16 protein-coding genes are annotated in these 15,619 nt (G+C 64.4%); 2 read left to right on the top strand and 14 right to left on the bottom strand.

Annotation, left to right across the window (positions count from 1 at the left end):
- Window positions 1-548: 548 nt before the first annotated feature.
- The 5 genes from rpsN to AC5RTE_RS15660 form a co-directional block, all read right to left on the bottom strand.
- A complete protein-coding gene (gene rpsN / locus AC5RTE_RS15640) occupies window positions 549-854 on the bottom strand; it encodes a 30S ribosomal protein S14 (RefSeq protein ID WP_494042294.1) in 306 nt (101 codons plus the stop codon).
- 2 nt (window positions 855-856) lie between these two features.
- Entirely contained in the window at window positions 857-1,024 is a 168-nt protein-coding gene (rpmG, locus tag AC5RTE_RS15645) for a 50S ribosomal protein L33 (RefSeq protein ID WP_013602737.1), read from the bottom strand.
- Window positions 1,024-1,260, bottom strand: a complete 237-nt coding sequence (gene rpmB / locus AC5RTE_RS15650) for a 50S ribosomal protein L28 (RefSeq protein WP_003798559.1) — start codon at window positions 1,258-1,260, stop codon at window positions 1,024-1,026. Before rpmB ends, rpmG begins: the two co-directional genes overlap by 1 nt.
- Before the next feature lie 254 nt (window positions 1,261-1,514).
- The gene (locus tag AC5RTE_RS15655; protein ID WP_494042295.1) at window positions 1,515-2,276 is read right to left on the bottom strand and encodes an SGNH/GDSL hydrolase family protein; all 762 of its coding nucleotides are present in this window, start codon (window positions 2,274-2,276) and stop codon (window positions 1,515-1,517) included.
- 48 nt (window positions 2,277-2,324) lie between these two features.
- The gene (locus AC5RTE_RS15660; protein ID WP_494042296.1) at window positions 2,325-2,804 is read right to left on the bottom strand and encodes a MarR family winged helix-turn-helix transcriptional regulator; all 480 of its coding nucleotides are present in this window, start codon (window positions 2,802-2,804) and stop codon (window positions 2,325-2,327) included.
- A gap of 68 nt (window positions 2,805-2,872) precedes the next feature.
- On the opposite strand from AC5RTE_RS15660, the gene AC5RTE_RS15665 reads away from it, so the two are divergent.
- Entirely contained in the window at window positions 2,873-3,160 is a 288-nt protein-coding gene (locus AC5RTE_RS15665; RefSeq protein WP_494042297.1) for a YciI family protein, read from the top strand.
- Here the strand turns inward: AC5RTE_RS15665 and AC5RTE_RS15670 are convergent.
- The 6 genes from AC5RTE_RS15670 to AC5RTE_RS15695 all read right to left on the bottom strand — a co-directional run bounded on the left by AC5RTE_RS15670 (window position 3,157) and on the right by AC5RTE_RS15695 (window position 9,532).
- Window positions 3,157-3,999 carry an SGNH/GDSL hydrolase family protein gene (locus tag AC5RTE_RS15670; protein ID WP_494042298.1) on the bottom strand — a complete coding sequence of 281 codons (843 nt, stop codon included), beginning with the start codon at window positions 3,997-3,999 and terminating at the stop codon, window positions 3,157-3,159. The two genes, AC5RTE_RS15665 and AC5RTE_RS15670, sit on opposite strands and share 4 nt — an antisense overlap.
- Window positions 4,000-4,339: 340 nt before the next feature.
- The gene (locus tag AC5RTE_RS15675) at window positions 4,340-5,386 is read right to left on the bottom strand and encodes a siderophore-interacting protein (RefSeq protein WP_494042299.1); all 1,047 of its coding nucleotides are present in this window, start codon (window positions 5,384-5,386) and stop codon (window positions 4,340-4,342) included.
- Window positions 5,383-6,210 (bottom strand): ABC transporter ATP-binding protein, encoded by an 828-nt coding sequence (locus AC5RTE_RS15680; RefSeq protein WP_494042300.1) that lies wholly within the window; start codon window positions 6,208-6,210, stop codon window positions 5,383-5,385. The genes AC5RTE_RS15675 and AC5RTE_RS15680 overlap by 4 nt, the downstream gene beginning before the upstream one ends.
- A gap of 1 nt (window position 6,211) precedes the next feature.
- Window positions 6,212-7,234 (bottom strand): FecCD family ABC transporter permease, encoded by a 1,023-nt coding sequence (locus tag AC5RTE_RS15685; protein ID WP_494042400.1) that lies wholly within the window; start codon window positions 7,232-7,234, stop codon window positions 6,212-6,214.
- Window positions 7,235-7,338: 104 nt separating this feature from the next.
- Complete coding sequence (locus tag AC5RTE_RS15690; protein WP_494042301.1) at window positions 7,339-8,430, bottom strand: FecCD family ABC transporter permease; 1,092 nt, start codon at window positions 8,428-8,430, stop codon at window positions 7,339-7,341.
- 10 nt (window positions 8,431-8,440) lie between these two features.
- The gene (locus tag AC5RTE_RS15695; protein ID WP_494042302.1) at window positions 8,441-9,532 is read right to left on the bottom strand and encodes an ABC transporter substrate-binding protein; all 1,092 of its coding nucleotides are present in this window, start codon (window positions 9,530-9,532) and stop codon (window positions 8,441-8,443) included.
- Between the two features lie 371 nt (window positions 9,533-9,903).
- Here AC5RTE_RS15695 and AC5RTE_RS15700 point away from each other — a divergent pair, with 371 nt between their 5' ends.
- Window positions 9,904-10,398 (top strand): FBP domain-containing protein, encoded by a 495-nt coding sequence (locus AC5RTE_RS15700; protein WP_494042303.1) that lies wholly within the window; start codon window positions 9,904-9,906, stop codon window positions 10,396-10,398.
- A gap of 67 nt (window positions 10,399-10,465) precedes the next feature.
- Here AC5RTE_RS15700 and AC5RTE_RS15705 read toward each other — a convergent pair whose 3' ends face one another.
- The 3 genes from AC5RTE_RS15705 to AC5RTE_RS15715 all read right to left on the bottom strand — a co-directional run bounded on the left by AC5RTE_RS15705 (window position 10,466) and on the right by AC5RTE_RS15715 (window position 15,619).
- Window positions 10,466-11,194, bottom strand: coding sequence for a hypothetical protein (locus AC5RTE_RS15705; protein WP_494042304.1), 729 nt, complete (start codon window positions 11,192-11,194; stop codon window positions 10,466-10,468).
- A 181-nt stretch (window positions 11,195-11,375) separates the two neighbouring features.
- Window positions 11,376-14,855, bottom strand: coding sequence for an ATP-binding protein (locus tag AC5RTE_RS15710; protein WP_494042305.1), 3,480 nt, complete (start codon window positions 14,853-14,855; stop codon window positions 11,376-11,378).
- A complete protein-coding gene (locus AC5RTE_RS15715; RefSeq protein ID WP_494042306.1) occupies window positions 14,852-15,619 on the bottom strand; it encodes a DUF4194 domain-containing protein in 768 nt (255 codons plus the stop codon). The genes AC5RTE_RS15710 and AC5RTE_RS15715 overlap by 4 nt, the downstream gene beginning before the upstream one ends.

Below are 15,619 nucleotides of genomic sequence, written 5' to 3' on the forward strand. Positions count from 1 at the left end.
TCAACCAATCAAAAAACAATCGGTATCAACAAACTTGGCACACTATTGAGTTCTCAAACAACAGACACACCCGGCACCACCACCACAACAACACGCCGTGGATCGCTCCGGAGCAACTTTTCAAACTTACCCGAACCCCGGCGCCGAATCAAATCCGTGTTTCAGGATTTTCATCGGTGGGAGGTTCGTCCCCACCTCTTCAGGGAGCGCTCGAAAGCCCTACCAGAATTGGTATTGATTTTGGGGGTTTTTGGCCGCCCGGGGCATCCAGCTCTTCGCTGTCTCCCTCGCGGCGACTTAGAAAACAATACACCCCCTTCGGCCGCTCCGCAAATCCCCCTTCAGAGGGGCCTGTTCCGTACCATTGTGCGGCTGAAGCGGGCATGACCGCCCATACCGGCAGCACGCCGTCGGACTTTCCCTGCTGTGCTGCACCACACCCAGATGATGGATCCGGCGGGTACGGTCAACAAGCTTTAACGCAGAAAGGGCCGGCAACCGTGAGGTTGCCGGCCCTTTCTCAAGCAGCTGGTATCAGCGTGGCTGAATTACCAGGAGGACTTGGTGATGCCCGGAAGTTCGCCCCTGTGGGCCATGTCGCGCAGGCGGACACGGGAGATGCCGAACTTCTGGAAGGTACCGCGGGGGCGGCCGTCGATGATGTCGCGGTTGCGGACACGGATCGGGGACGCGTTGCGGGGCAGCTTCTGCAGGCCCAGGCGGGCTGCTTCGCGTGCTTCGTCGGTTGCGTTTTCGTCAACCAGGGTCTTCTTCAGCTCGAGGCGCTTCGCAGCGTAACGCTCAACGATGACCTTGCGCTGCTCGTTGCGAGCAATCTTGGACTTCTTAGCCATGTTTAGCGCTCCTCTCGGAATTCGACGTGCTGGCGGATCTTGGGGTCGTACTTCTTCAGGACCATACGGTCCGGATCGTTACGACGGTTCTTGCGGGTTACGTAGGTGTAACCCGTGCCCGCGGTCGACTTGAGCTTGATGATCGGACGTACGTCCTTGTCCTTAGCCACTAGAGCTTCACCCCACGAGCGAGAATGTCGGCGACGACAACGTCGATGCCGCGTACGTCGATGGTCTTGATGCCCTTTGCAGAAACCTGCAGCGTGACATTACGGCGCAGGGACGGAACCCAGTAGCGCTTCTTCTGAATGTTCGGATCGAACCGACGCTTGTTGCGGCGGTGCGAGTGCGAAATGCTGTGCCCAAAGCCCGGCTCGGCTCCGGTCACTTGGCAGTGTGCTGCCATGACTTCTCCTCAAGAATTGAAAGTAATGATCCGCATATCTGCTGCTGGACCATGCTGCTAAGGGCGACCCAAAATTGAAGAAGGGCAACGGTTAGTCACGCAACTTGAGCCCCTAACTACCGGCCGCCCTGGAAAAATTACCGGGCTGCCGGAGCAATTGCGCACGCTCCGCGCACTTAGCGCCTACCAAGTCTACGAGTTCGTGCAATTAAAGACCAATCAGGCCCTAAAGGGTGTATAAGGAGGCCCGGCCGCTAGAGCCTGGTGAGCTGGGGGTACCTCGGCTGCAGGTTGTCACCGGATGACTTTCCGGTGACCCGGCGGACAACCCATGGGGCGGCGAACTCCCGCACCCAGCGGGCATTTGCGCGGAGTGCCTCCACCCGGCTGAGCTCCGGCACAGGTGTCATGGGGGGAACCTCAAGGGAGTGGTCGTGCTCCAGGACGTCCAGCACGCGTTTGGCCATGTTGGCATGCCCCGCGGCGGACATGTGCATCCTGTCCTGGGCCCACATGCCCCAGTCGTAGTACTCGCTGAAGCGCCAGTAGTCCACCAGCAACGCTCCATGGTCTCCGGCGATGCCGCGCACCAGTTCGTTGTAAATGGCCGTGCGACCTCGGGTGGTGCTGAAGACCTTCGATCCCCTGGAGTCGAAGCCGGTGAACATGACCACAATGGCGCCGGTGGCGCGCAGTTTGGCGATGGCGCCGTCGTACTCCACCAGGAGCTCGTCAATGTCGATCCTCGGGCGGAGGATATCGTTGGCGCCCGCGTAAATGCTTACCAGGGTGGGTTTGAGTTCGACGGCGGCGTCCACCTGTTCGGCAAGGATCTGGCGGAGTTTCCTTCCGCGGATGGCGAGGTTGGCGTAGCCGAAGCCGGGGTCGGCGGCGCCAAGCTGCTCCGCCACACGGTCAGCCCAACCGCGAACTCCATTGGGGCGGGCGGAATCGTCGTCGCCTACCCCTTCGGTGAAAGAGTCGCCAAGGGCCACGAACCGGGTAGTAAATTCCATCTGGCCAGTTTGCCAGCAGTTGCTGGGAGCAACCAACCGGTTTGGTGCCTAGCTTTCCCTAAGGATCCAGTGGTCGGAGTCCAGCCGGCCCACCACCTTTTCACCGATCCGTGCCAGGTCCAGCACGTCCTGCTCGGTCAGGGCGTCCAGGAACAGGTCCCGGACAGTTTCAACATGGCCGGGTGCCAGGCCCACGATGGTAGCCATGCCTTCTTCCGTGAGGTGTGCCGTGGTAACGCGGGCATCGTGCGGATGCGGACGGCGTTCCACCCACCCCCGCTTCTGAAGCTTGGTCACCACATGCGAAAGCCGCGACAACGATGCGCTGCTTCGGGCAGCCAGCTCGCTCATAGGCAGGAACCGGCCCTCCGCCTCCGACAACATGGCAAGGACTGTGTAGTCGAAGAGGGACAGCTTCCCCGCGGCATGAAGCTTGGTGTCGAGGGCCGCCGGCAGGAGCGTGTTGATGCTCACCAGGGCAAGCCAGGCACGGCGTTCGTCGGCGGACAGCCAGCGAGGTTCGGTCATCTGCCCATTCTACGAGAAGGGGGCGGTTGATCCTTCAAGTAGCAGCAATGCCCCCGTAGGCTGGGGGCATGTATGTTGTCTCATTGAGCTACCGGGTTCCCCAGGACATTGTGGACTTCCATAACGACGCACATATCGCATGGCTGAAGAAGGCCTTTGACGACGGGGTGTTCATCGCTGCCGGGCGCAAGGTTCCCCGGACGGGCGGTATGTTGCTCTCGCGAACTGACCGCGCCACCCTCGACGCCGCCTTGGCGCAGGACCCGTTCTACTCGAATGGTGTTGCCGACTTCGAGGTGGTCGAGTTCCACGCTGCGAGGGTTGCCGCGGGTTTTGAGAACCTGCTGGACAGCTAGGCCCCCGCGCCGGCTCCGGGGGCCGTTGACGCTACCCTTTTCAAGCCGCCTTTTCGCGGCACTTTTACCGGTTCCGGCCAGCGCGCGGTGAGCTGGTCACCTAGTGTGACCCCGCGGAGTTTCCGGCCGAACAGCGGCAGGACCCAGTCGTGGACCCAGCGGCGCTGGCTTTGTTCCCATTCCCGCAGGCTTAGCTTTTCCGGCGGTTCCCAGTCCTTGAGCCGGATCTTGTGCGGCACGCCCAGCTGGTCCAGTACTTGTCCTGCGAGGTACTTGTGTCCGGCCTTGGACATGTGGAGGCGGTCCGAATCCCACATCCGGCGGTCGTGGAAAGCGTCCAGGCACCAGTAGTCCACCAGCACCGCGCCGTACTTGGCTGCAATTGCCCGGACCTGCTCGTTGTAGAAGTTGTTGCGCTTCTTTAATGGCTCCAACAGTGCCGAGACTTTCACATCGAAGCCGGTGAAGAGCACCAGCGTGGCACCCGTTTCCGCGAGCTGCGCCACGAGGTTTTCATATTCGGCCATGAGCGCGCCCATGTCCGTCTTCAGGTCCAAGATGTCGTTGCCGCCGGCGTAGAGGGTGACCAGGGCGGGCCGCATGCCCAGCGCCGGTTCCAGTTGCTCGCCGATGACGTGCCGGAGCCGTTTGCTCCTGATTGCCAGGTTTGCGTACCGCCATCCTGGCTGTGCCTGGGCGAGCTTTTCCGCTACCCGGTCGGCCCAGCCCCGCACGCCGTTGGGCAACCGCTCGTCCCGGTCCCCGACCCCCTCGGTGAAAGAATCCCCCAAAGCCACAAACACCCGCCGCCCGGACGCAGGAAGCAAAGGATCAGGCATCACCTGCTCAAAGTAATCACCCAAAGAAAAGCGAGTACGACGCCGGGATGAACAGTAAGTGCCAGAGCGTGTTGGTTTAACCGCAGAAGCTGAGCGAGCGTGCAGAAAAAACCAGCGTTATCTGAAAGAGCGTTTGGGTTTTGACCGCAAGAGCTGAGCGAGCGTTTAGGTTTACGGGCAAAGGTGAGCGAACGTCAGGAGGTCGCAGGGAAGTTTTGAAGCGGCGGGAGGGACATCCGGCAGCGTGCGTCTAAGCGAGGAACGAGCGAGCACGCAGAGGGTGGGCCTCCCGCCGCGGCGCCGGCGCAGCCAGCACCGCGCACCCAGCGACGAGAGAGGCTTACCCCTCGGCTTTGCCCTGACGCCAGTACCCCATGAAAGCAACCTGCTTCCGGTCAATGCCGACGTCCCGGACAAGGTACCGCCGCATGTCCTTGATGACGGCTGCTTCGCCGGCGATCCAGGCGTAGAAGGGCATGGCGCCTGCGGGCATGCCGGGGTTTTTAGTGGCCTGGATTTCGGCCGTCTCCATCCGCTGGGGTGTTTCCCAGAGGATGTCGACGTCCACATTGACGTCTTCGGGCTCAGGTCCGGCACCGCTGTCGGCTGCTTTGATTCCCACCCAGCCGGGCACCGGGACTGCCTTGCGGACGGCGTGCTGAAGCAGTTCGCCGTGCGGCCGGGACCGGCCAATCGCGGCGCCGCGCGCCAGCCAGGTGATTTCGATGTCGGCGGGCGAGGAGAGTTCAAGGAAGTCACCCGCTTCGGGGACTTCGAGGAAGGCGTGGCCGGTCATGTATTCGGGCAGGCTTTCCAGGATGGCGGAGATGGCGGGGATGGCTGTTTCATCGCCGGCGAGCAGGACGCGCTGCGCAAGGCCGGGCCGCCACTCGACACCGCCATAAGCTTCGGCAGTAGCGCATTGGGCGGCCCGGTTGTTGGGGCCGATGAGGGTAAGGGCACCTCCGGGCTTGGCGTTCAGGGCCCAGTTGGCGGCAGGTCCGCCGTTGCCGTGGCTGTCGAAGTGCATGACGAAGTCGACATCGATCTCGGGATACACGGTGTCCAGGCGGGCCTGGCGGACGGTGTAGGTGCGCATGGAGCCGCGCACCGCCGGGTCCATGGCAAGCCATTCGCGGTACCAGCCGGCATGGCTCATTTCAAAGACGGGCAAAGGCAGCGGCGTCCCGTCGGCGGCCAGGGACGGGATCATGAGTTTGATCCTGAGGTCGAGGGTATCGCCGTTGACGCCGAAGTCCCGCAGCGAGTATCCGCCGAAGGTAATCCTGCGGAAGTTGGGGCTGAGTTCCTGCACTGAGGAAACGGTGACCTCAAAAGCCAGGGTCATCGGCTCGGTGGAGGCGGCGGGCAGGTCGCGGGTCTTCATGAAACGAGCTCCAGTTCGTTGGCGGGGACGTGGTGCCGGCCGATGGGAATGATCAGGGGGGTTCCGGAGACGGGATCCGGAATGACGCGCGATTCCAGCCCGAAGACGCTGCGGACCAGGCCTTCCGTCACCACCTTTTGGGGCGCCCCTACTGCCACCACGGCGCCGCCCTTCATGGCAATCACGTTGTCCGCGTAGCGGGCAGCGAGGTTCAGGTCGTGCAGGACGATGGCCACGGTGGTTCCGCGCTGGCGGTTCAGGTCGGTCACCAGGTCCAGGACTTCCACCTGGTGGGCAAGGTCAAGGTAAGTGGTGGGCTCATCCAGTAGCAGGACGTCGGTTTCCTGGGCAAGTGCCATGGCGATCCAGACCCGCTGCCGCTGCCCGCCGGAGAGTTCGTCCACGTTCCTCTCGGCGAGGGCCATCGTCCCGGTGGCTTCCAGCGCGCGCTGCACGGCGAGATCATGTGGGGACAAGTCCCCCTCCCTCCAGCTGCGGAAGAAGCCCTGGTGGGGGTAGCGGCCGCGGCCCACAAGGTCGCGGACAACGATGCCGTCAGGGGCGGTGGGGTGCTGCGGGAGCAGGCCAAGGGTGCGCGCCAGTTCCCGTGCGGGGCGCTGGTGGATGTCCTTGCCGTCCAGGGTCACCGTGCCGGCCGCGGGCTTAAGGAGCCGGGACAGTCCGCGGAGGAGGGTGGATTTCCCGCAGGCATTGGCACCGACGATCATGGTCACTTTGCCCTCGGGAATCTCGGCGGTAAGCCCGTCCACCACGCAGCGCTGATCGTATTTCAGCGTCAGGTCCTCAGCCTTTAAAACTGCCATGTCAGGCATCCTTTCGGTTGGCCGTGACCAGGAGCCACAGCAGGAAGGGGGCACCCAGCGCGCCGGTGATCACGCCCACCGGCAGGACCGTACCGTCCAGCAGCAGGGGTGCAAGGTTGGCGGCCACATAGTCGGCTGCAAGGACAATAACGGCACCAACAAGAGCCGACGCCGGGAGACTTGCCTTGCCGGTGAAGCGACGGGCGATGGGGCCGGCGAGGAAAGCGACGAATGAGACCGGGCCGGCTGCCGCCGTCGCGACTGCTGCCAGCGACACCGCGGTGATCACCAGTGCCAGGCGGGTGGCGCCTACCCGGATGCCCAGCCCGGCGGCAGCGTCGGGGCCGAGTTCGAGGATGCGCAGGGGGCCGGCGATGGCCATCACGGCGGGGATCAGGACCGCAAGGGCGAGGGCAAGGACGCCTGCCCGGTCCCAGCTGGCGGAGTTCAGGGACCCGTTGAGCCAGACCAGGGCATCAGCGGCGGTGCGGATGTCCGCCCGGGTCATCAGGAAGTTAACCACCGCGTGCAGCGCCGCCGCGATTCCTACGCCTGCCAGGATGAGCCGGTTGCCGGCGGCATCGCCGCGGCTGGTTCCGCGCATGGCCCCACTGGAGATGGCATAGATGATGGCGGCCACGCCCAGGGCGCCGAAAAGTGCAGCACCGGAGACGGCCGCGCCGGAGGCGCCAAAGACCACGATGGCCACAACGGCGGCAGCACTGGCGCCGTAGCTGATGCCGATGACGTCGGGACTGGCCAGCGGGTTGCGCAGCATGGTCTGGAACAGGGCGCCTGCCAGGCCGAACGCCAGTCCGATCATGGTGCCAATAACCGCCCGCGGCAGCTTGTTCTCCATCACGATGAAGCCGGCGCCTGGAATCTTCTCGCCGCCGGTCAGGTGCGCAAGGAGGATCTTTAAAAAGTCGGGGATGGTGACGGTGTAGCTGCCCAGCAGGACGGAAACGGCGAACAGGATCACGACGGCGGCGGCCAGAAGGGCGGTCCGGTTCACCCGGGCCATGCTGAGGCGTTGCCCTGTGAGTTTTGGTCCTTCAGGTCCCGTTTGGACAGCGATAGCTGACAGCGGAACCGGAGTTTCCGCAGCTTTCCTCTCGTGGGCGAGCGTCACAGTCCGGCCCCTTTGCCCCGGCGGATCAGCCAAACGAAGACGGGGGCACCGACGAGGGCGGTCATAATGCCGGCCGGAACTTCCCCGGGAAGGAGTACCACACGGCCGATGATGTCGGCGCCGAGGAGCAGGACCGGCGCGAGGACCAGCGAGAACGGCAAAATCCAGCGGTAGTCAGGCCCAGTGAGGAAACGGACAGCATGGGGAATGACCAGGCCAACAAAGCCAATGGGGCCGGCCAGGGACGTGGCCGAACCGCACAGCAGCACGATGCCGAGCGCGGTGATGCCGCGGACCAGTCCCACGCGCTGGCCGAGACCGCGGGCGATGTCATCCCCCAGTGCCAGGCCGTTGAGGATGCGGCCGGTCAACAAGACGATAAGGGCGCCGGCGGCCAGGAATGGAAGACCGGACAGCACCACGGACCAGTCACGCCCGGCAATCCCGCCCACCTGCCAAAAGCGGAACCGGTCAAGAGTGTCCTGGCTGGAAACCAGGATGACATTCATCAGGGAGTACAGGCCCGCGTTGAGCGCGGCACCGGCCAGAGCGAGCTTCACGGGCGTAGCGCCGTCCCGGCCCAGGGAGGCGATGAGGTACACCACGACGGCGGCAACTGCTGCCCCCACAAAAGCGAACCAGACATAGCCGGAGAACGTGGCGATACCGAAGACATAGATGCCGGTGACCACGGCCAGCGCGGCGCCGGCGTTGACGCCCAGGATGCCGGGATCAGCCAACGGGTTGCGCGCCACACCCTGCATGGCTGCGCCCGCCAGGCCGAGGGCACCGCCGGCGAGCAGTCCAAGGACAGTGCGCGGAATACGGGCGTGGACCACGGCGTGGTCACCGTTCGCGGGATCGAACTGCGTCAGGGCCTCCCAAACGACGTTGAGGGAAAGGCCCCGGGCGCCGATGGCCAGGGAGGCCCCGGCCAGGAGTGCAAGCACAACGACGGCGGCCAGCAGCCAGGCGGCCCGCCTCCCCCCGGAGGCGAGGCCACGGGAGGGACCGCCTGGTCCTTTCGCCGGCACTGTGGTGCCGGCGTTCCGTTCCCGGGAGGCCGCCGTCGTCGTACTGTGCGTCATGGAGCAGGTGCTACTTCACTGCGTCCGCTGCCGCGGCCAGCTGCGGCAGGAACTTGTTCAGTGACCACGGCAAACTCAGCGGAGAGGCGGCCGAGATGGACAGCGTCAGGGTGTTGTCCGAGTCGGCTACAAGGGCGCCGTTCTTGACGGCAGGGATCTGTCCCAGGAGGGGATCGGCCTTAATGGAATCAGTGGTGGCTGCATCTGGCACCCAGGAAACGAAGATGTCCGATTCGAGCTCGTTGGCCTTCTCGGCTGACCAGGGAATGAAGAATTCCTTTGAACCCTTGGAGTTCTCCTCCACCACCGGGGCCAGCTTCATGCCGATTCCGGAGAGGAAGCGGGGACGGTTGTCGTTCGCGGTGTACATGTTGAGGCCGTCAGCGGAGGCAGGCTCAAGGTTGCCGTAGATAAAGCTCTTGCCCTGGATCTGCGGGTACTTTGCGACCTTTTCCTTGATGGTGGCCTCGGTGTCCGAAATCAGCTTTGTGGCTTCGGCGTCCTTGCCCAGGGCCTTGCCGATAATGGACGTGGACTCCTGCCACGGGGTGCCGTAGGCCAGTTCCGGGTGGGCAACAACGGGAGCAATCTCGGTGAGCTTCTTGTAGTCCTCTTCAATGAGGCCCGAGTATGCCGCGAGGATGACGTCCGGGGTGAGCTTGGCGATCTCGGTGAAGTTGATGCCGTCCGCCTCGGAGTACTGCACGGGGGCCTTACCGGAGCCGGAGCCGGCGCCGAGTTCTTCGAGGGCTGCGTCCTTCCAGGGCGTGGAGCCCTGGTCGTTGCCGCCCCACTCGACCTTGGGGACGCCCACCGGGACAACGCCGAGGGCAATGGCGACATCGTCGTTGACCCAGGAAACGGTAGCAACGCGGGTGGGGCGCTTTTCGATGGTGGTCTTGCCGTAAACGTGCTCGATGGTCACAGGGAACTGCGAGCTGGTGGAACCTGAAGCGCTGGCGTCCGTGTTGGAGGACGCGGGGCCCGTGGAGCAGGCGGAGAGGGTCAGCGCCGCAGCGGCCAGAACCGCCGTCGCCTTGCCGGCTGATTTGAACAGCGTGCGGCGCGTGGCACTGAGGACTGGGGAGAGGAGGGAAGTCACGGAACTCCTTAAGTGAATTATGCGAACTTAAGTAAGGCTAACCTACCCTCAATCGTATTACGCAACGTTTCTGTGGCTTATTCCCCAGGGTGACCAAGGGCACATCCCGTTCCCGCGCTGCTGCCTTTGCGCCTACGGCGCGCCTTGGACAGGCGCCGCCGGCTTTGGCAGGATGTCACTGCTGGCAGGACGTTGACGTTCAGCAGCTAATGAGATGGGACACGAGGATAAGTGAGCATGCGCATGGCTGATACAGCCCCCGCTGCCATAGAAAGCGGGGCGGCCGCTCCGGCCTGCTCCGCGGGGAATGACTAGCCCCACTATTCCTCGCCCGCGTTCGGACCACCACTCATCTCTAACGAAAGCTAGCCATGCAATCAGTCACGCCCCAACAAATCAGATCATCTTTCGTCAATGCCAGCCGTTCCGAGGCCGCGAAGCTTAACCTCCCCAAGAACTGGGACTCCCTTGACTGGGACAGCCTGGACTTCCTGGGATGGCGGGACGAAAAGATGCCGCTGCGGGGTTACCTCGTCGTGCCCGGACCGAAGGGCCTTACCGGCGTTATGCTCCGGGCTCCGGAAGGCGGGGCCCGAAAAAACCGCTCGGTACTCTGCGAGCTGTGCCGCGACGTATTTTCCAAAGAGGACGTCCTTCTGTGGGTGGCACGGCGCGCAGGCCAGGCGGGCCGTAATGGCAACACCGTGGGCACGCTCATTTGCGCCGACTTTTTGTGCTGCGGCAACGTCCGCAAAGAACCGCCGGCCAACGAGATCAACCCGGACCCGGCCGCCGTCGTCCTCCGCCAAATCGAAGGCCTGTGGGACCGGACCGCACAGTTTATGGGCCGCGTGCAGGCCAAGTAGCCTGGGCTGGTTCAGCCCGTGGGCAGAAGGAAGCCCTCCCCCAGCCGGAGGGCTTCCTTAATTACGGTCAGCGGTAGGAGAAGCTCATAAGCACGGACTTCAGTTCACGGCCCTCATCGCTCCAATACCAGTCCTGCGCTGCCTCATCCCCTTCAAACCGTGGTTCAGTAAACAGCACGTCCGCAGACAAAATACGGTCGCCGAGCCGAACGAGCCCGTATTGCACCTTCCCGTCGGGTGAGACGGGCAGCCCCGGGGTAAGCCCCATTCGATAATTGGCGGTGCCGTCGGTGCGGTCGACATAGAACGACGAATGGGGTGTAGGAACAGAAGCACCGATCAGTCCCCGTACCGGATCCGTCTCAATGACGTTCCTGGAGACGTGGCCGGCCGTGGCGTCACCAACCTGGCCGTAGTAGATGTTGATCTGCTCGGCGCCGGCGGCATCGTAGACGGTTGCCGTCTCCACGGCGGGGGACGTGGACACCTGCTCGTGCTTCACGCGCCAGCCTGCGGGGTAAGCGAACGAGAGGCGGTTGTCTGCGAACGTGAAGGTTTCCGGCCCCTGAGGTACGGGGGAGGAAGTGGCGGCGGGAGCAATGGATGGATCCGGGCTCGGCGTGGGCGTCGGGGCCGGGGACTCTGTGGGCGCGCCCACGCTCTGCGTGGCCGCCTGGGTGGCGGGCCCGGTGGAACCGCTGCTGCCGGCCGGGGCGCCGGCAGCACAACCTGCAAGGGACAACACCCCTGCGGTCAGTGCGGTCAGGAGGAATATCGCGCGTTGTGTTGGACGCATGGGGGTGCCTTTCAAGAGGACGCCATCATTCTCTTGGGGAACAATGCGGACCCAGCAAGCCGCAGTACCTATGGGATCTACTCAGGCGGGGTGAGTTGGTATGCCCAGAGTGGCACAGCAGAAATAGCGCCCACTAGGGCCCGAAGAATAAATCCATCAATTTGTTATTTTCGGTCTCAGATCAGCGCAGGACGATATCCACCGGGTTAGCCTCCGACCGCCAGGCACCTTCGTCACCGGGCCGCGGCCGGATGACCGGAGCCGTCAGCACCCCTGACCGGTTGGTGCGTTTGTCCCGGAGTATCTCGGTGACCGAGCCGAGATGCCGGGACAGGTCAATGACGTTTTCGGGGGCGGCGAGCAGGAGCTGGAACCCAAATTCGTGCAGCGCCTTGATTCCGGCCCCCGCAAATTCCTCGGAAGCCAGCACAAAGGCCTCGTCCATCATCACCGTGCCGTAGGTGGTGAAGCCCTGCTCCGCGATGCCCAACTGGTAGCTCAATGCTGCGGCCATGATGAACGCGGTGAAGCGCTGCCGCTCGCCGCCGGACATGGATCCCGTGTCCGCGTGCATAAAGACCTCGGTCCTTTGGGCTCCAGCCTTTTTTCCTGAGGCTGACCCGGCAACTTCCCGGTGCTCCTTGCACTGGATGAACAGGTGCCCGCGCACGTCCAGCACTTCGGCACGCCACCGCCTGTCCTCCGGCGCCTGCGAGCCCAGCCGCTTGACCAGGGTTTCCAGGGACTTATAGCGGGCGGTGAGCTCGGCGTCGTCGTCCCTCTCGCTGCCGGCCACTTCCGCCTTGGACGAGTCTGCACGGGCCGGCCGGGTGTGCCGGGCCTTCAAAGCGTTTTGGATGGCGTCCTTGAACTGCTTCGCGGTGGGGGGCAGGGTCTGTTTGATGTCCAGTTCCAGGAAGCTGCCCTCGTGGAAGTTCACCTGCGAGAGTATCCCGTTCAGCGGAAGGATGCGGCTGGTGATGGAGCGGCGCTCCTCATCGAGCAGGTGCAGCAGAGTACTGAAGGACTCATGTGTGCGCTGGTTGAAGAACTGCCGGAATTCCGCCTCCTGGGCAGGAAGGCCGTCGCTGACGATGGCGTGGTACCGGGTCGCAAACTCACCGGCAGCCCCGATGGTGGTGCCGTGGTCGGCGGAGATGGCGCTCCCCCAGTCGCGCACGAAGCCCTCGAAGATCCTCGTCAGGCGCTCGGCCGTGGTTTGGCCCCGGGACTCCGCCGTGTGCAGTTCACCCAGCAGTGCAGTCCGTACCCGGTTGGCGAGGTTGTCCAGCTCATGCATCTCCGTCACTTCGCCGAAGTCGGCGAAGTACGGTTCCAGTGCAGTAATGGTCGCTTTCGACGGCGGCTCCTGGGCAAGGCGCCCGCGTGCGGCCTCCAGCAGGGAATCGGCAGCTGTGAGTTGCCGGTCCAAGGCCTTGTACTCGCTCTGCAGCACAGCAGCGGCCTCGGTGCTGTGCTGGTGCTTTAGCCGTGCCTCGTCAATGGTTGCGCGGAGGGGCTCCAGGTCTGCCTGCGCGGCCAGGGCATCCTCCAACCGCTGCTCGATTCGAGCCAGCTCCTCGGCCGCAACTGCCGCCGAGACCTGTTCCCAGGAACGCTCGTCTTCGGCGATGCGGCGGAGGGCGTCGAGCTGTCGGCTCATGCCCTGGTGCGAATCCTCACGGGCCTGTGCCAACTCCGCCGCTTCGGCCACCTCCTGCCGCAGGTCCGCCACCTGGCCGGCAACGAGTTCCAATTTGGCGGCGTTATCGAAACCGAGGACGTAATCCTGCCGGCTGGTGAACCGGTCGTCCTTTTCCACAGTGTGCCGGTTGCGCTTTACCACGCCACCCAGGCTGAGGCCCCGGTCCAGCCGTGCCAGCTCATCCGGGTCCTCCACGCAGGGGTAGGCGAAGTCCAGTGCTATGCGCTCGCGGACCCACGCCCCGGCTTCGGAGGCGACGCCCGAGGCGAGGATGTCCAGCTTGGTGAGCAGGTCGCCGTCGTGCACGTCCTCCAACGCCAGCGCGCCGCCCGGGAGCGGCTTGGAAACGTCCACCGCCCGCAGCGCGCCGCGTATGTTGTGCTCGTTAAGGTACCGGGTCACCGCCGCGAAATGATCGCCGGATACCAGCAGGGTGGTTGCGAGGCTCCGGAGCGCGCGTTCGGCCGCAGGCCGCCACTTCTCCTCCCCCTCAGCAAGGTCCATCAGTTCGCCGGCGAAGGGCATCCGGTCCTCCGGAACGCCGGTGGAGGCGGCGATCGCTGCCCGGTTTTCAATGCTCGCCGGCGGCAGCAGCGACTTGCGCGTCTTCAGCGACACGAGCTCCTGCTCAGCTGTGGCCAGCTCACGCTTCTTCGCTGCATGGGCGTCGAAGGCCTCAAAGCGGAGTTCCTGCAGGGCCTCGGAATCATCCTTGAGCTCGGCAGACCGGGCGGCGGCCTGTTCGTGCGCCTGCTCCCACCCTTTCGCTGTCCACTCAAGCTCGAGGCCGGCGTCGGTCAGCGCCTGGCGTGCCGCCTCCTCCACCTGCTGGCGGAGCCTCAAACCTACCCGGGCGTTTTCCAGGGACTGCTCGATGGCGGAAATGGCGTTGCCGCCCTGGTTGTTGTACTCGGTCTCGAGCTGGCGCAACTCTTTGGCCAGCCCGTCCCGTACCGTGCGCTCGGCCCCAAGCTCCTTGGCTTTCGCCTGCGCGAGCTCCTTGAAGCGGGCCAGCATCTTCTGGTGGACCGTGACCGCCAGCTGCTGCTTGTAGGATTCGAATTCCCCGCCTGCGAGGTCCCTCAGCCGGTTCGCGTCCAGGAGTGCCTGGGCATACTCCTTGTTCAGCCCGGGAACCGGGGCCAACTGGTCGCGCTGCTGCCGGACGTCCTCCAGCCGCTGCCGGATGGACATCAGGTTACTGAACTCCTCGACGACGTCGTCCGCTGCGGCGAGCGTGGCCGGGGCGTCCAGGACCTGGTCGCGGAAGAAGGTATTGACGCTGCCGCCAAGCCCCTTGCCCGCCTGGATGACGCGCAAGAGGGGAAGGGCCTGGTCCGAGCTGATGCCGAGCAGCCGGCGGAACCGTTCCGCGAAAGTCTTGTGGACGTCGAAGACCTGCGCCTCAGGAAAGATCGTCTCAAGGGCAGCCTTCGTGAACCGCTTGTCCGCGATGCCCTCGAGCGCTTCAAGGTCCAGCGGCTGGTGGTCCAGAAGGTAGAACCGGCCCACGCTCGACTCCGTGCCGTTCTTCGGCAGGTCGAAGAGCGCCGAAACGGTCACGCGGGTGCCCGCGGCGTTATCAAACGTCAGCGCGACGGCGGACCACGTGGCACCGGGGCGCTGGAAGGCACTGGCTGAACCCTCCCCCACCGCCTTGTCGCCCACTTTGCCGCGCATGTAGGTGAAGGTGGTCCGCTTGTCCTCAACGGCACCGCCCGCCCGCTGGGCAGCGGCTTCATTGGACCTCGGCCTGGCGTCGAAGACCCGCAGCATGGCGTCGAACAACGTCGACTTGCCGACGCCCGAGTTTCCTGTGAGCAGCGTGCCGTTGCGGTCCACGTGCATGGTGTGCGCCCCGTGGAAGGTGCCCCAGTTGACTACCTGCACCAGGGCCAGGCGCATTTGGCCGGGGTTGGTCAGCTCGCCCATCGGCAGCATGGTTGCGATGCTCACTCCGCTGCCTCCGCTTCAGTTTCGGTGGCCCCGGCCACTGGATCCGGATCGAGCTCAATCAGGGCCTCGGTGCCCGCGGCGTCCGTGGTGGCAGCCGCCAGTGCTTCTATTTGGGACGGAATATCGCCGATGTTATCGAAGGGGAGGGCAAGGGGCAGGGCGTTTGAAATGGTGTAGATGTCGTCCAGGCCGGTGGGCAGGAGGAGTTGGCGGGCCAGCAGTTTCGTGATGGCCCTGTTGACCACGTCCGAATCCCGCAGCGCGTCCTGCTGGCCGGCGGGCTGGTAGTGCGTCACCAGGTCGGCGATTTCCTCGCGGGTGACGGTGGGATCTGTCTGCGCCGTGACATGGCGGTCGAGCAGCAAACGCATCCTCAAAAGCACGATGGTCTCAACCCGGCTGAGCGCACGCTGCTGTCGGAGGACACTGGAGCGGGTGCTGCCTCCGATCGCGTCCGGGTCCACTGGGCGCAGGACGGCGATTTTCCGGTCGTGGTCCAGTTGCATCGTCAGGAACAGCTCGGACAGGCGGCTGCGCAGGATGATCTGGTTGTCCAGCAGGACGGTCCAGAGCTTCTCGTCCCGGCCCCCGTCCACGTAGGGGCCTTTGAGCAGCTTCACCAGCGCCTGCCGCACTTTCATGGAGAGCACCCCGGTATCGCCGGGGAAGAGTGCAGCGCCGTCGATAAAGGTGTCGCGGGGGGTTACTCCGGTGAGTGACCGCTCCCCGCCCGATGCCGCCGTCGTCGTTGTCTCTTCAGTCAT

This window comes from Arthrobacter sp. K41, from assembly GCF_059089645.1.

Bases quoted from the DNA above. Each gene is read 5' to 3' on its own strand.
- rpsN (WP_494042294.1), bottom strand. From the start codon at position 854: ATGGCTAAGAAGTCCAAGATTGCTCGCAACGAGCAGCGCAAGGTCATC.
- rpmB (WP_003798559.1), bottom strand. From the start codon at position 1,260: ATGGCAGCACACTGCCAAGTGACCGGAGCCGAGCCGGGCTTTGGGCAC.
- AC5RTE_RS15655 (WP_494042295.1), bottom strand. From the start codon at position 2,276: ATGGAATTTACTACCCGGTTCGTGGCCCTTGGCGACTCTTTCACCGAA.
- AC5RTE_RS15660 (WP_494042296.1), bottom strand. From the start codon at position 2,804: ATGACCGAACCTCGCTGGCTGTCCGCCGACGAACGCCGTGCCTGGCTT.
- AC5RTE_RS15665 (WP_494042297.1), top strand. From the start codon at position 2,873: ATGTATGTTGTCTCATTGAGCTACCGGGTTCCCCAGGACATTGTGGAC.
- AC5RTE_RS15670 (WP_494042298.1), bottom strand. From the start codon at position 3,999: ATGCCTGATCCTTTGCTTCCTGCGTCCGGGCGGCGGGTGTTTGTGGCT.
- AC5RTE_RS15675 (WP_494042299.1), bottom strand. From the start codon at position 5,386: ATGAAGACCCGCGACCTGCCCGCCGCCTCCACCGAGCCGATGACCCTG.
- AC5RTE_RS15680 (WP_494042300.1), bottom strand. From the start codon at position 6,210: ATGGCAGTTTTAAAGGCTGAGGACCTGACGCTGAAATACGATCAGCGC.
- AC5RTE_RS15685 (WP_494042400.1), bottom strand. From the start codon at position 7,234: ATGGCCCGGGTGAACCGGACCGCCCTTCTGGCCGCCGCCGTCGTGATC.
- AC5RTE_RS15690 (WP_494042301.1), bottom strand. From the start codon at position 8,430: ATGACGCACAGTACGACGACGGCGGCCTCCCGGGAACGGAACGCCGGC.
- AC5RTE_RS15700 (WP_494042303.1), top strand. From the start codon at position 9,904: ATGCAATCAGTCACGCCCCAACAAATCAGATCATCTTTCGTCAATGCC.
- AC5RTE_RS15705 (WP_494042304.1), bottom strand. From the start codon at position 11,194: ATGCGTCCAACACAACGCGCGATATTCCTCCTGACCGCACTGACCGCA.
- AC5RTE_RS15715 (WP_494042306.1), bottom strand. From the start codon at position 15,619: ATGACTGAAGAGACAACGACGACGGCGGCATCGGGCGGGGAGCGGTCA.